We start from the raw sequence: 15355 nt of genomic DNA on the forward strand, positions 1-15355 counted from the left end.
CGTATAATTGAGTAGGAGGAGCTTCTTCATGGAAAAACGTACCGATATGGGACGGGCGGCGCGCCAGCAGCAACGACAGCGGTTGATGCCAAAACCCAAACCGGCTCCAAAGCCGAAGAAAAAGCAAGGCAGTACCATTGCGCGTGTTATTGCGGGATTCTTCATTATTGCTTTGGTCATGCTCATCGGTATTGGCTGTGGCTTTTTGACTGCCAGTATAAATGCGAGGGACAATATCGTAGAGGATATTCGTCCGCCGGCATCTTCACATATTTATGATATCAATGGCAATGAAATAGCGAATGTTCATGCCACAGAAAACCGTGAACCTGTCAAGCTCGCGCAGATTCCGCAGAATCTCCAGAACGCTTTTGTTGCGGTGGAGGATAACAGGTTCTATGAGCATATGGGAATCGATCCACGTGGTATTCTGCGTGCGGTTTATTCCAATGTTACAGGACGTACGATTTCTGAAGGTGGTTCAACCATTACACAGCAGCTTGCGAAGAATGCTTATTTGACGCAAGATCGAACACTTAAACGGAAAGTGCAAGAGATTTTTCTTGCTTTGCAGATCGAACGGCAATACACCAAGCAAGAAATATTGGAACTCTACTTAAATCAAATTTATTTTGGACAAGGTGCTTATGGTGTGCAGGCAGCAGCACAGACCTACTTTGGTAAAAATGTTGAGGATCTGGATCTTAATGAATGTGCGCTGTTGGCAGGTATTCCCAAAAGCCCAAATTACTATTCACCGTTCAATAATGTAAATGCTGCCCAAGAGCGCAAGGGAGTCGTGCTCGACCAGATGGAGAAGTACGGCTATGTCAGTCATTCATCCGCAATGAAAGCGCGCGAGGAAAAACCGAAACTTGTGAGCAATACGCAGGCGAAAGATACGACGGCGGCGTATTTTATCGATTATATCACGCAGAAAGTTATTGACAAATATGGGGCAGATGCCATTTACAAGGAAGGTTTGAAAATTTATACGACCATCGATATGTCGATGCAAAAAGCTGCTGAATCGGTCGTACAGGAATTGCCGGTACGCCGTACAGATGGCAATGGCGTGCAGCAGCCGCAGATGGCGCTCGTTGCTATTGATCCACATACTGGCTATATAAAAGCGATGGTGGGGGGGCGCGGTACCGATCAGTTCAATCGCGCGACGATGGCGGAGCGGCAGCCGGGATCTTCTTTCAAACCCTTTGTTTTTGTGGCGGCACTTGAAGCGAATTATTCGCCCGATACCGTTATTGATGACAGCCCTATAAAGATCGGCGGTTGGTCACCCAAGAATTATAGCGGCAATTTTAGCGGGAAGGTTACTTTGCGTACGGTTGCGCGTCATTCGCTTAATGTGCCGACAGTCAAGATTGCGCAAAAGCTTGGTATTGATAAGCCGATTTATTATGCGCAGGAAATGGGCATCACAACATTCGTGCTTGACGGTGAACGCAACGATCGCAATTTCTCGACGGCTCTTGGAGGCCTCACAAAAGGAGTTACCCCTTTAGAGATGACAAGTGCTTACGGAACCTTTGCAAACAAAGGTATACATGTAGAGCCTGTTGCCATTGTCAAGATTCTTGACCGGAATGGCAAGGTGCTGGAGCAAGCAGAACTCAAGCAGAAGAGCGTAATCAAGGAGAGTAGTGCTGCCGCATTGACTAGCATGCTGCAGGATGTCGTACAGCACGGTACAGGTACGCATGCCAATATTGGACGACCTGCTGCAGGCAAAACCGGAACGACAGATAATTACCATGATGCGTGGTTTGTTGGTTATACACCGGATCTTGTGGCTGGTGTATGGGTTGGAAATGATGACAATACTTCCATGGGGATGATGACGGGCGGCATGGCTCCAGCAGAACTCTGGAGATCATTTATGCAAAAAGTTCTCGTGGGTGTTCCATCCAAAAGCTTCGATGGTTCGGCCTATACAGGAGGCGGCGGTGGTGAAATCCGTGACGAAAAATCCTCCAAAAGCGATAAGGTATCGGGTAAGACAGCCAAAGATACAGAAGCATCAGATGCGAAAAAGGCACAAAAAGCTACGGAGAAAAAAACGTCCGAATCGACAGATGTTCCGTCAAAACCATCGGGTTCTTCTGAACAATCGCCGACACAGCCTGTTGCACCTGGGCCGGAACCCGGTGGTGGAGTTTCAAAAGGGCGGGATTGATTCGCGGAAAATTTGCCTGATTGGGTAAGAGAAGGGAAGAGTTCATTGGCAAACGTTTTTGATGTTTTGAAAGAGCGTGGCTTTATTGCCCAATGCACAGATGAAGAAAGTGTACGCGATTTACTGGGAAAAGAAAGCGTTACTTTTTATGTTGGTTTTGATCCGACGGCAGATAGTTTGCATGTGGGTCACTTTCTTGGCCTTATGGCTATGTCGCATATGCAGCATGCTGGACATCGTCCCGTTTGTCTTGTAGGCGGCGGGACTGGGACCGTTGGGGATCCTTCCGGCCGTACGGATTTGAGAAAAATGCTTACGGATGAAGATATTGAACATAACTGTGATTGTTTCAAAAAGCAGATTTCTCGCTTTATTGATTTTTCCGAAGAAAAGGCTCTGATGGTCAATAATGGAGATTGGCTTAGAAAACTTAACTACATTGAGCTTTTGCGGGAGGTTGGTGCGCATTTTTCTGTAAATCGTATGTTGACGGCTGAAGCTTATAAAGCGCGCTGGGAAAAGGGTTTGACTTTCCTGGAATTTAATTATATGGTTATGCAAGCTTACGATTTTAGAGAGCTCAATCATCGTTATGGATGTAAATTGCAAATGGGCGGGGATGACCAATGGTCAAATATCATCGCGGGTGTTGAGCTTATTCGACGAAAAGATGCAAAAACGGCGTATGGACTTACCTTTACTTTGCTCACTAAAAACGATGGACAAAAAATGGGCAAGACGGCAGGAGGAGCCCTTTGGCTGGACGCGGAAAAGACATCGCCGTATGATTTCTACCAATATTGGCGCAATATTGATGATTTGGATGTTGAAAAATGTTTGGCGCTCTTGACCTTTTTGCCTATGGATGAGGTGCGTCGTCTTGGCAGTCTTAAAGATGCAGCAATCAATGAAGCGAAGAAAGTTCTTGCTTATGAAGTCACAAAGCTTGTGCATGGTGAAAACGAAGCTAAAAAGGCACAGACTAGTGCTGAAGCGGTATTTGGCGGCAATGGACAGGGTGCAGATATTCCTGCATTTGTACTTGCGAATGAGGAGCGAGAGGCAAAACTTATTGATATCCTTGCAAAATATGGTGTTGTTGCATCCAAAAGCGAAGGGCGACGCCTTATTGCCCAAGGTGGCATAGCATTGAATGATGTAAGGATAATGGATGAGCATTATTGTCTGTCCGATGAAGACTTTAGGAATGATAATATGGTGCTTGTGAAGAAGGGTAAAAAAAAGCATTATCGTTTAGTCAGGGCATGAAGCTTTGATTGGCCTGAAAGCGTTGTTGTATGAAAGATTTCAAATCGGAATAAGGAGTTGCAAGAGGTTATGTCGGGACATTCCAAATGGGCAAATATTAAGAGGAAAAAAGGTGCAAATGATGCGATTCGAGGCAAAATAACTACGAAGATTGGGCGAGAGATTACGATTGCTGTACGCATGGGCGGTAGCGACCCAACGGGGAATATGCGTCTGAAATTGGCTCTTTCCAAAGCCAAAGCGAACAATATTCCAAAGGACAATATTCAGCGTGCTATACAAAAAGGACTTGGAGCAGCAGAAGGCAGCAACTATGAGGAATTCACATATGAAGGCTACGGGCCGGGTGGATCTGCCGTTATGCTCGATATTTTGACGGATAATCGTAACCGCAGTGCGGCAGATGTGCGTCATCTTTTTTCAAAGTTTGGCGGCAATCTTGGCGAAACTGGCTGTGTGGGTTGGATGTTCAAACAAAAGGCCGTGTTCATCGTGGAAAAAGAAATATTTGATGATGAAGATGGACTCATGAGTATTGTGCTTGAGGCAGGAGCAGAAGATTTCAAAGCAGAGGATGATGTTTTTGAGATTACAGCTGAACCTGCCGATTATGATGCAATTGAGGCAGCGCTTGGAGAAAGAGGGATAGAAACAGCCTCTGCAGAAATCACGATGGTACCTGATACCATGGTAAAGCTTGAAGGCAAGGATGCTGAAAAGATGCAGAATCTCATCGATGCGCTTGAAGAAAATGATGATGTGCAGAATGTCTACAGCAACCAAGAAATCAATGAAGAAATTTGATTCTTGCAGGCGGCCATTTTTGGCCGCTTCTGTTTTGGAGTTGGTTTTATGCTGGTATTAGGAATCGATCCCGGGACAGCAATCTGTGGTTTTGGTTTGATTGAAAGTGAGGGAAGTCATCTAAAACCCCGTGTTTATGGTGCATTGACTACAAGCCCTAAAGCGCATATGGAAGATCGATTGATGAAACTCTATGATGGGCTTGATGATTTGATCAAGACGTATCACCCTGATGTCATGGGAGTTGAGCAGCTTTTTTTCAATCGCAATGTCACGACGGCAATTCCTGTAGGGCAGGCTCGTGGCGTTGTACTTCTTGCAGCGGCCAAAAATAAGCTTAAAGTTGTAGAGCATACGCCGCTTCAAGTCAAGCAGGCGGTGACAGGATATGGTAAAGCTACAAAGGAACAAGTCATCTATATGGTGACGAAACTTCTGCATCTTGGAACACCGCCGAAACCTGATGATGTGGCGGATGCGCTTGCTATTGCCATTTGTACGACACATTGCATGGGAAGTGTCGCTTGGCGCAACAGATGATAAACTTTCAGGACAATGTTCAGCCGTTATGCGAAGCGGCATAGTTTGCTTTCGGTTCCGTCTCCTGCGATGCCTTTATCACAGAATCGTGCTGCAAATATGTCCTCTCGCCTTACAGAAACCCAGCCAATCGGTCTGTGCCCGTTGGGCTTGACATCTTGGGGTTTCATGGTACGTTAGATGCGCAAACGGTCCGCTTTTTGGACATCGTGCGCTGCCCTTACATGAACCGCCGAATCAGTCTGCGCCTTCGGATTGATTTCTTGGGGAGCTTCATGGTAACGGTGGCTATATTGTTCATGAAATGGCGCGATATACTATGAGGGGAATGCTATGATTGGTTTTTTGCGGGGGAAGGTAGAGCGCCTTTCCCTTGATTTTTGTTTTCTTGATGTTGCGGGTGTTGGCTATCGTGTGTTTATATCCGGTACCACACATGGGTATCTTCGTGTAGGGGAAGAAACCATGCTTTTTACGCATCTTGTTGTGCGCGAAGATGCGATGCTTCTCTATGGCTTTTTTTCTGAGCAAGAGTATGAGATGTTTCAAATGCTTATATCTGTTTCAGGTATTGGTCCCAAAGCAGCACTTGGAATACTTTCTAACATTACGCTTGAAAATCTTTGCCTTGCTGTAAAAAATAAGAAAGCAGATTTCTTGACAAAAGCACCAGGGATTGGAAAAAAATCAGCGGAACGAATCATTCTTGAACTCAAGGATAAAATAGCTGGATTTATGACGAATCACGAAGAGGCAATGGACATTGATTTACTCGAACCACTGCAGGAAGATACGATGTTGGCCGAGGCGGGAGATGCTTTGGCGTCCTTGGGTTATGCACAGGCAGAATTTATGCCTGTGCTGAAGCGTGGCAGTGGCTGCAAAAATGTGGAGGAACTCATTCGGTTTGCATTGAAGGAATTTGCCCGGAAAAGCTGAGGAATGGGGTTGAACTATGGAAGAAATCGATGGGCGCATTATTGCGCTTGATGAACAAGCAGCAGATACATGGCAGTACAGCTTGCGGCCTAGAAAACTTGCAGAATATATCGGGCAGAGAAAAGCAAAAGAAAACTTGCAGGTGTTTGTCCAGGCGGCATTGAGTCGCAAAGAGGCTCTTGACCATGTGCTTCTTTATGGTCCCCCAGGCCTTGGAAAGACAACACTCGCTGGTATTATTGCCAATGAATTAGGCGTGAATTTCCGCATTACTTCAGGGCCTGCGATTGAGCGTTCGGGAGATTTAGCGGCGCTTTTAACGAATCTCAATGAACGCGATGTGCTTTTTATTGATGAGATTCATCGCCTTTCTCGTACGGTGGAAGAAGTTCTTTACTCCGCAATGGAAGACTTTGCACTTGATATCATCATAGGCAAGGGGCCGAGTGCTCGTTCCATTCGTCTTGATATTGCACCGTTCACGCTTGTGGGAGCGACAACGAAGGCAGGTGCTCTTGCTGCCCCCTTACGCGATCGTTTCGGTGTGATTTCAAGGCTTGAGTATTATGAGCCAAAGGAGCTTATGTTGATCGTTGAACGTGCAGCGGAAATCTTGCAAATATCTATTGAACCGGGAGGTGCGCAAAAGATCGCATCTCGTTCTCGTGGGACACCTCGTGTTGCCAATAGACTCCTGAAGCGTGTGCGTGATTTTGCACAGGTGGCGGGGACGGGCATAATTACCGCCGCTATTGCGGACAACGCTCTCGATAAGCTTGAAGTGGATAAAATAGGGCTTGATCATACAGATCGTCATATGCTTATGACGATGATCCAAAAGTTTTCAGGCGGACCTGTTGGTTTGGAAACTCTGGCCGCTTCCATTAGCGAAGAAAGTGATACGATTGAGGATGTTTACGAACCGTATCTTTTGCAGCTCGGTTTTATCAATCGCACACCGCGTGGTCGTGTCGTAACACGCGCTGCCTATGAACACTTGGGTGTGCCTTATATAGAAGGGAATCAGTGAATATGAAATTCCTGCTTCACATGTGTTGTGGACCATGTTCCTGCTATCCGGTAAAAAAGCTTCGGGAAGATGGTATTGAGCCAGTTGGGTACTTCTTCAATCCCAATATTCATCCCTATAGGGAATGGGATATGCGTTTAAAAACAGCAAAAGAGTTTGCCGAGAAGGTAGGTTTAAATATTCGGACGAATGAAAATTATATGTTGCGTGATTTTTTGCAAAAAGCTCTGCATGCAGAAAGCATGACAAATGGGCGTTGTCGCATGTGTTATACATGGCGTCTGGAGGAAATTGCCCGATATGCGAAAGAAAACGGCTTTGAGGTTTTCACGAGTACGTTGTTCTACAGCATATATCAACAGCATGAATTGATGCGAGAAACAGCAGAAGTTTTTGCACGAAAATACGGTGTTAGATTCTATTACGAAGATTTCCGGGTAGGTTGGCAGGAAGGAATCGATATAAGCCATGAACTTGAACTATATCGTCAATCATATTGCGGTTGTATTTTTAGTGAAGAGGAACGGTACAGCAAGGCCATACGCAAAGAGCGGAAGAAACAAGCAAAGCAGCGGAAATTGATGGCTCAAGCCCAGAAACCGGCAGTTGAAACCCCAAAAAGAGCATGAGAGATCGTGCAGACAATATAAAGAGAAGCCTCCGGCAGCGATGCAGGAGGCTTCTTTTTGGTATGATTTTTTCTAATTTTGCATGCCTAATCAAACTGGAAGGCAAATTTTTTGCCTGGGATGATATAGTTAATGAGAAATTGTTCTTCTTCGGGAAGCATTGCTGCGACATTGACGCGCATATCGGCAGGCTGCGGGTGTTTCATGATTTGAAGTTCTCCCATATAGCGGCCATACTTCTTATTGTCGAGTGTGATTGCACCATAAGCTCGCATTTTCTGATTTTCAGGTTTGATCTCCTGTCCGAGTTCCTTGAGTATCGTACGGCTTTCTTGGGCTCTTACAGCATCACGTGCCTCATCGAGGCGTGCCGTAAATATATGCGTGAGCAGTTCTCTCTGCACGGGATCGTTTGTCATGAGCTCGGCGCGCATGGTCACTTGGTTTGGGGGGGTCTGGGTGAGTGTCCTGAGTTCTTGTTCCGAAGGAAGGGAATCGCCGATAAATATCGAGTCCATGCCGATAGCAGAGAGGTGGCGTGCAGCAAGAGAAGGTGTAAAATCACGATGCATTTCGAGTGTTGGCAGTCCGCGTCTGAGCGGTGAGCGGCGGCGGTATTGACAGGGAATGAAGGAACCGACCGATATGCCGGCCTTATGCAGCATGGCTGTTTTGCGCACGAGTGTTGCTTCAGAAAGGCCAGTACCTTCGCGTGGGTAGAAGTTGTGCAAGGCATCGATCCATTCGAAAGCTGCTTTTTCCTGAAGCAGGTCTGTGAGGAACTTTCCAGTGATTGTGGAGGCGTTGAGCTGGATCTTCATGTTTTGCTTTTGGGCATTGCGGCTGAGCTCGGCGATATATGACGCGCCGTAGCCGTAATCTATGCGTATGGTATGGATTCCCATGAATTGGAAGGCTGAAAGTGAAAAGCGATGCATTCCAAGAAAGTTTAACGTTGCTGGAGAAACATCGGCAATAATTTCCATATTATGATGGCGTGCCGTTTGCACGATGTCATTAAATTCTTCTTTCAGGATTGCAGTATTTGATTCAGGAATGTGTAAGGAGGTGAATATGCGCGTGACGCCAAGTTTGGCGGCAGACTCTATCAGGTGAAGATTTTCCTTCCGGTTGTTGTCAAGACCGGGATAAACAGAGATTCCTGTCTGCATGGCAAGTCCTCCTTTCGCTAAGTTGAATTTTCTTGAGGGTCTTGAAAACCGATGCTCCATGTTGCAAGAAAACCGACGATGTAAGCAGTGAAAAGACCGGATAAATAAATAGTGATGTTATTCGTAACAGCTGCGAGTGGAATTCCCGATATGCCCATCGCTGATGCACCGACCATAAATGCCGCTTGAACCGCTCCGCCGCAGCCGCCTCCAATACAGGCACCGATAAAGGGGCGGCCAAGCGGCAGCGTGACCCCATAAATCAATGGTTCGCCGACACCGAGAGCACCTATAGGTAAAGCTGAGACGATAGTTTTTTTGAGGAAAGCATTTTTTGATTTGCAATAGACTGCAATAGCTGCGCCGACTTGACCTGCGCCTGCCATGGCGAGAACTGGCAAAAGAATTGTTACGCCATAGCGAGAGAGAAGCTCTGCATGAATTGGCGTCATTGCTTGATGCACACCTAGCATAACCATAGGAAGCCATAATGATCCAAGGATGAAGCCGGTGATGATGCCGCCTTTCTCGATGGAAACGGAAGCGGCATCTCCTATGGCTGCAGAGAGAATTCCACCAAAAGGCTGCAATAAAAAGATTGCGACAAATCCCGCTGTAAGAAGTACAAGAAGCGGCGTGAGGAATAGGTCAAGTATTTCTGGAATGACTTGATGAAGCTTTTTTTCCAACCACGCAGCAAAGATAGCAACAAGCAATACAGCGATAATGCCGCCGCGTCCTGGTGCAAGTTCGAATCCTTCGAATGAAATGGCGGCAAGTCCTGGATGGGAGATTATGGCGGCCAGTGTACCGCCGAGCATCGGAGAACCGCCAAATTCTTTTGCGGCATTGACACCAACGAGAATATTCATAGCAAAAAACACAGAACCGCCCATCAATGCAAGTAAACTGGCAAGAGGCGAAACAGCAAGTTCAGGGAAAGTCTTCAGAACGATATTCAAGATGCCTGTGACTAAGCCACAGGCAATAAAGGCTGGAATAAGGGAAATGAAGATATTGGCTACGCGCTTGAGTAAAAGTTTTGTAGGCGTTGAATTTCTCTTTTTTATGTTTTCCTGCAATGCTTTTCCGTCACCAATAGGCATGTGAGCGGTCAGGCACCCCCAAGAAGCGCGGCTGGGATTATCTAGGGAAGATTCACCGGATTCTTCGTTTTTTTCTTGTTCTTGGAGCAGTGCCTTGAAATATGTTGTCACTGTCGTGGCGCGCCCAGGTCCTAAGATGATTTGTAACTCTATGCCATTTTCGTGTATGCCGAGAATTCCATCAAGTGATTTTAATTTCTGCAACATGCTTGTAGTTTGATCTTTTAGTTCAAGCCGCAGACGTGTCATGCAATTTTCAGCTTTTATGATGTTTGTAGCAGGTCCGACAATTTGAAAGATTTCTTTTGCCAGAGCTTCCAGCGTCATGCTAAACCTTCTTTCTTAAGTGCACGCTTGATGTAGCCATCTGCTGCAGCAAGGCGCTTCCTTGCTTCTTTCGGACTGAGACCGCTAAATAAAAGAAAAATGGCCAATTTGGCATTTCCGTCTGCTAATTCCAGCGCATGGACAGCTTCTTTCAGACTTCTTCCTGTGGCTTTCATGACAATGTGTCGAGCCCGTTCTGTGAGTTTTGCATTTGAGCTTTTTACATCAACCATGAGATTGCCATAAACCTTGCCTAGGCAAATCATGGAACCGGTAGAGAGCATGTTCAGGATGATTTTTTGTGCTGACCCAGCTTTCAAGCGTGTTGACCCAGTGATGATTTCAGGCCCCGTGATGGCCGTAATAGCTATATCGGCGAGAGCCTCAATCGGAGAGTTGGGAGTACAAGAGATGGCGATGGTTTCTGCACCGATTTTGCTTGCATACTTAAGTCCGCCGATGACATAGGGAGTACGTCCAGATGCGGCAATACCGCAAAGTATATCTTTGTGACAAAAACGTCGTTTTTTGAGGTCGTTTTCTGCGAGGGTGTATGAATCCTCAGCACCTTCTTGAGCTTTGAAAATGGCTGGAATATCACCCGCAATAATTCCTTGTATGAGTTCTGGTTCTACACCGAATGTCGGAGGACATTCGACAGCGTCGAGAATGCCAAGCCGCCCTGATGTGCCGGCACCTAGATAAAAAAGACGGCCGCCTTCCTTTAGACGAACCGTGATAATTTCTACTGCCGCAGCGATGGCCGGTAGGGCGCTTTCGACGGCCTGCAAGACTTTCCTGTTTTCCGTATGAATGGTTTGGAGCATGACAGGTATGGGCATCTCATCTATATGAAACGTGGAAGGATTGCATTGTTCCGTTGTCAGCTCATGGAGATTGATCATAAAGGGAAAGCACCTCAAATCGTGATTTTTACTGGGGATTATTTCAAGTATACCTTGTTCCCGTATTTGACAGTGAGAAGAAGCACGAGTGTTTTGCTGGTATAGCTGCTCCTTTTTCGCAATGTTTATGGTGTATTATCCAACATTCCCTTAAATCCTTACTTTGACATTGAGTGCAGAAATCCTCTTTAATCGTTGAAGAATTCTCAAAAATTTTGAATAAAGTTACCTAGAGATATTATTAACCTTTTGAGATCTATTCTTGACAAATATCTTTCCCAGGTATATCTTTATTCAAGATGCTTTGCAGGGGTATTCGAGAGAACCTTTTATAGAAAAAGGGGAAACTTGACTGATAGATGATATTCGAGCAAAAGATGAAAAATTTATTGCGGAAACCGTGAGCTCTATAAAGAAGTTCAAAGGAGAAGGGGCAGGCGATTCTAGATGAAAGAAAATGAAAAATATAATGTCATCGGTATGTCATGTGCGGCTTGCAGTGCACGTGTGGAAAAAGCAGTTTCGCGTTTACCGGGTGTAAAACAGGTGGCAGTAAATCTTTTGACAAATTCCATGCTTGTGAGCTATGAAGTTCCTGCTACTTCGGAAATAATATGCAATGCTGTAAATCAGGCTGGGTATAGTGCCAGTCTTGCTGCAGAGCCAGGAAAAAAAACGGGGAGGAGTTTTGCAAAAGAACGTGAGGCGCTCGAAGATCGTGAAACGCCAAAGATTTTCCGCCGTTTTGTCGTTTCACTTGTTTTGCTGTTGCCGCTTCTTTATGTTTCTATGGGGCATACGATGTTGGCATGGCCTCTTCCTGAGGCCATGGAAGGTAATGCACTTGTTATAGGACTGTATGAATTGCTTCTTGCGGCCGCTGTTATGATTGTCAATCAAAAATTTTTTATCAATGGTTTTCGCAATGTGCTTTCCGGAGGGGTGAACATGGATACCCTCGTTGCTCTCGGAAGTGCTGCAGGTTTTGCTTATAGCACAACGAACCTGTTCTCCATGCTCGTTGCAGTTCGTATGGGAGATTGGCAGAATGTTGCAGCGTTGGGCAATGATTTTTATTTTGAGACAGCGGCTATGATTGTTACACTCATTACGGTTGGCAAACTTTTGGAAAGCCGCAGTAAGGGAAAGACAACCAATGCGATCAAAAGACTGATGGATTTGGCACCTAAGACGGCACGGCTTATGAAAAATGGCAATGAGGTTGTGGTTGATGTCTCAGAGGTGGTTGTTGGAGATATATTCCGAGTTTTACCGGGAGAAAGCTTTCCTGTCGATGGTACGGTGATTGAAGGAGAAAGTGCCGTCAATGAGGCAGCTCTTACGGGGGAAAGTTTGCCTGTTGATAAAGTGCCGGGGAGCCTTGTGAGCGCAGCAACAATCAACCAGAATGGTGCTTTGACCTGCGAAGCGAGGCGTGTTGGCGAAAATACCACCTTGCAGCAGATCATCGAGATGGTGCAGAATGCTGCTGCATCCAAGGCGGAGATTTCAAAGCTTGCCGACACCGTGTCGGGAATCTTTGTTCCTATTGTCATTGTAGTGGCGATTGCCACAGGGATGGTATGGTTTCTCCTTGGCGAGACGATAAGCTTTGCATTGGCTCGTGCCGTCAGTGTGCTTGTTATCAGTTGCCCATGTGCTTTGGGATTAGCGACACCCGTTGCTATTATGGTGGGCAGCGGCAAGGGGGCAAAGAACGGTATTCTTTTCAAAACAGCTTCGGCTTTAGAGGCGACAGGCAAGGCGGACTTTGTTGTGCTCGATAAGACTGGAACGATTACAGAAGGAAAGCCTCGTGTGATGAATATTATCCCTGACGAAGGCTGCACGGAGGATATATTGCTTGTTGCGGCGGCTGCGCTTGAAGCGAAGAGCGAGCATCCGCTTGCTTTGGCCATCAAAGAGGAAGTGGTAAAAAGGAATCTGCAGTTTGAGGAAGCGCAGAATTTTGAAGCACTTCCGGGGCATGGAGTTAGAGGCAGGGTCAATGTTGCCGGTTCAGTACAAGAAGCTGTTGGTGGCAGTATGAAATTTATGGAAGAAAAAAAGATGCTTTCTCCTATTGTGCGGCAAGAGGCGGAAAAACTTGCCGAAGAAGGAAAGACACCGCTTTTCTTTGCGACAAGGGAGCGTTTTCTTGGTATCATTGCGGTTGCTGATACGATAAAACCAGATAGCAGTGAGGCGATTCGTGAATTGCTGCATATGGGAGTTCAACCCGTTATGCTTACGGGGGATAATAAACGAACAGCAAAAGCTGTTGGATTGCAGCTCGGTCTTGCTGCAATTATTGCAGATGTTTTGCCCGGTGATAAGGAAGAGGTTATACGACGCCTAAAGGAAAGCGGCAGGACGGTCATGGTAGGAGACGGCATCAATGACGCGCCTGCCTTGACGCGTGCCGATATTGGCATTGCTATTGGGGCTGGATCTGATGTTGCTATTGATGCAGCAGATATCGTACTAATGAAATCGTCTCTTTTGGATGTTGCTGCATCGATTCGTTTATCACGTCAGGTCGTTCGCAATATCAAAGAAAATCTTTTTTGGGCATTTTTTTATAATATCATTGGCATACCATTGGCAGCAGGTCTTTGGATTCCTGTTTTTGGCATTGTATTGAATCCGATGTTTGGTGCGGCGGCAATGAGTTTGTCAAGTTTCTGTGTTGTGATGAATGCGTTGCGGTTGAACTTTTTTGATGTTCATTACGATAAAAACGATGAGAGTAGGAAGCTTAAGACATTACCTGTATTCCTCACGGAAGATGCCAAGGAATGCGGTGTTTTGGATGAAATGATGAATGAAAAAATGGAGGATGATACAATGACAAAGACCATTTTTATCAACGGGATGATGTGCGGACACTGTGTCGCGCATGTGACGAAAGCACTTGAAGGGCTTAATGGCGTGGATAAGGTCGAGGTGAGCCTGGAGAATAATAACGCTGTTGTGACATTCAATGCGGATGTTTCTGACCAGGCTCTTATAGCGGCTATTGTCGATGCTGGTTATGAGGTCACTGGGATTCAGTGAGAACAGGGGCTGCCATACGGCAGCCCCTGTTGCATGTGACACCCCCATAGTTCTATGTTATACTATATCCTATCTGAATGAAGGAGGACGGGGGCTTGGCTTGTTTATGGAGAAGTAAAAGGATAGGGGTGCGTGCAACTATCGCGTTTTTATGCCTGTTTTTTACAGTTGTTTCCAAAACGGGAGCAACGGGGCGTACCATTGATTTTCATCCGGCAAATGTTCCGGCAGCTGCGACGAGTAAAAAAACGGTGGAACAAACGGAGCAGATGTCATGGGACAATACTGGCAAACAGGAGGTTCGCGTAGGTCTATTCCTTAAGCAGCGCACAATGCTTGTTTCTTCGGATAAGGGATTTTCACTTATAGATGAAAAGAGCGGCAAAGTACTGTCGAACATAGCTCCGAATTCGGCTATAAAATTAGAAGAAAAACAAGGGGGAATATTGCTAGACGGAAAGCTTCTTTTGACCGAATCCTTCCGTCTTGTACCTAAAACAAAGGAAGGAATCTTTATGCTGGGAACGAAACATTACCATGGCATGATGATGGTTCGTCTTCATGGGACAAATTTCGATATTATCAATATTGTTGAATTGGAAGATTATGTTAATGGTGTATTGCCAGAGGAAATGCCTTCTTCATGGCCTGCCGAAGCCTTGAAGGCGCAGGCTGTTGCCGCCCGTACCTACGGTTTGCGCAATAGGCTTCGTCACAAAACGGAGGACTACAGTGTATGCGCAACGACGCATTGCCAGATTTATGGCGGAATCGATGTCGAGACTGCTGCGACTAGAGAAGCAGTGGCTGCAACTTCGGGAGAGGTTCTGTTTTATGCCAATAAACCTGCAGAAGCACTTTTTCACAGCGATTCAGGCGGTATGACAGAAAGCAGTGAAGCCGTTTGGGGCAATGCGGTACCATATCTTTTGCCGGTAAAAGAAGATGTATTGGGGACAGGTGCTTGGCAGCAAACATTTTCTGAAGAACGTATTGCAGAAAAGCTTGCTGGAAAAGGGGTGTCCATCGGTCGATTGAAAAAAATAGAGTTATCACCGCTTGTTATCGGGAAAGGAAGGGGAGACCGCTCTGTTTCGGGACGGGTTTTACGCGTAGTTTTTTATGGTGCGCAGGGGAGTATAACTTTGACGGGGAGTGAAGTGCGATCGCTTTTCGGTCTTAAGAGTACGCTTTTTGATATACGTTGGGAGAAGAAGTTTGACGGGAAGGGGCAAGTCATAATTTCTGGTTTTGGCAATGGACATGGTATTGGACTGTCACAGTATGGTGCTAAAAATCTTGCTAAACGAATGAAATATACGGATATCCTTGCACATTATTACCCCGGAACGACATTGCGCAGACTGAAATGAGGGAATCAAA

General features: G+C 46.0%; 12 protein-coding genes. 9 read left to right on the forward strand and 3 right to left on the reverse strand.

Translation table 11 applies throughout. The features are described from left to right. The first annotated feature begins 28 nt into the window (after positions 1 to 28). From ACRTGH_RS10415 to ACRTGH_RS10445, 7 genes are all read left to right on the forward strand, one after another. A complete protein-coding gene (locus ACRTGH_RS10415) occupies positions 29 to 2194 on the forward strand; it encodes a transglycosylase domain-containing protein (protein ID WP_368846104.1) in 2166 nt (721 codons plus the stop codon). A gap of 45 nt (positions 2195 to 2239) precedes the next feature. Continuing rightward, entirely contained in the window at positions 2240 to 3463 is a 1224-nt protein-coding gene (tyrS, locus tag ACRTGH_RS10420; protein ID WP_368846103.1) for a tyrosine--tRNA ligase, read from the forward strand. A gap of 69 nt (positions 3464 to 3532) precedes the next feature. Continuing rightward, positions 3533 to 4267, forward strand: coding sequence for a YebC/PmpR family DNA-binding transcriptional regulator (locus ACRTGH_RS10425; RefSeq protein ID WP_368846102.1), 735 nt, complete (start codon positions 3533 to 3535; stop codon positions 4265 to 4267). 48 nt (positions 4268 to 4315) lie between these two features. After that, on the forward strand, positions 4316 to 4807 hold the full coding sequence (gene ruvC / locus ACRTGH_RS10430; RefSeq protein ID WP_368846101.1) for a crossover junction endodeoxyribonuclease RuvC: 492 nt from the start codon (positions 4316 to 4318) through the stop codon (positions 4805 to 4807). Positions 4808 to 5140: 333 nt separating this feature from the next. After that, a complete protein-coding gene (gene ruvA / locus ACRTGH_RS10435) occupies positions 5141 to 5746 on the forward strand; it encodes a Holliday junction branch migration protein RuvA (RefSeq protein WP_368846100.1) in 606 nt (201 codons plus the stop codon). A 16-nt stretch (positions 5747 to 5762) separates the two neighbouring features. Further along, positions 5763 to 6776 (forward strand): Holliday junction branch migration DNA helicase RuvB, encoded by a 1014-nt coding sequence (gene ruvB / locus ACRTGH_RS10440; RefSeq protein WP_368846099.1) that lies wholly within the window; start codon positions 5763 to 5765, stop codon positions 6774 to 6776. 2 nt (positions 6777 to 6778) lie between these two features. Then, positions 6779 to 7405 carry an epoxyqueuosine reductase QueH gene (locus ACRTGH_RS10445; RefSeq protein ID WP_368846231.1) on the forward strand — a complete coding sequence of 209 codons (627 nt, stop codon included), beginning with the start codon at positions 6779 to 6781 and terminating at the stop codon, positions 7403 to 7405. 86 nt (positions 7406 to 7491) lie between these two features. Here ACRTGH_RS10445 and ACRTGH_RS10450 read toward each other — a convergent pair whose 3' ends face one another. From ACRTGH_RS10450 to murQ, 3 genes are read right to left on the reverse strand one after another with little or no spacing between them, the layout of a single operon-like run. Further along, the gene (locus ACRTGH_RS10450) at positions 7492 to 8577 is read right to left on the reverse strand and encodes a DUF871 domain-containing protein (protein WP_368846098.1); all 1086 of its coding nucleotides are present in this window, start codon (positions 8575 to 8577) and stop codon (positions 7492 to 7494) included. 17 nt (positions 8578 to 8594) lie between these two features. After that, a complete protein-coding gene (locus ACRTGH_RS10455) occupies positions 8595 to 10010 on the reverse strand; it encodes a PTS transporter subunit EIIC (RefSeq protein ID WP_368846097.1) in 1416 nt (471 codons plus the stop codon). Continuing rightward, entirely contained in the window at positions 10007 to 10915 is a 909-nt protein-coding gene (gene murQ, locus ACRTGH_RS10460; RefSeq protein WP_368846096.1) for an N-acetylmuramic acid 6-phosphate etherase, read from the reverse strand. Before murQ ends, ACRTGH_RS10455 begins: the two co-directional genes overlap by 4 nt. Before the next feature lie 447 nt (positions 10916 to 11362). On the opposite strand from murQ, the gene ACRTGH_RS10465 reads away from it, so the two are divergent. Next, positions 11363 to 13972: a heavy metal translocating P-type ATPase gene (locus ACRTGH_RS10465; protein WP_368846095.1), complete on the forward strand. Its 2610-nt coding sequence runs from the start codon at positions 11363 to 11365 to the stop codon at positions 13970 to 13972. 95 nt (positions 13973 to 14067) lie between these two features. Next, a complete protein-coding gene (locus ACRTGH_RS10470; RefSeq protein WP_368846094.1) occupies positions 14068 to 15345 on the forward strand; it encodes a SpoIID/LytB domain-containing protein in 1278 nt (425 codons plus the stop codon). Positions 15346 to 15355 lie beyond the last annotated feature (10 nt).

The organism is Selenomonas oralis, from assembly GCF_051603425.1.
Classification (GTDB): Bacteria; Bacillota; Negativicutes; order Selenomonadales; family Selenomonadaceae; genus Selenomonas; species Selenomonas sputigena_A.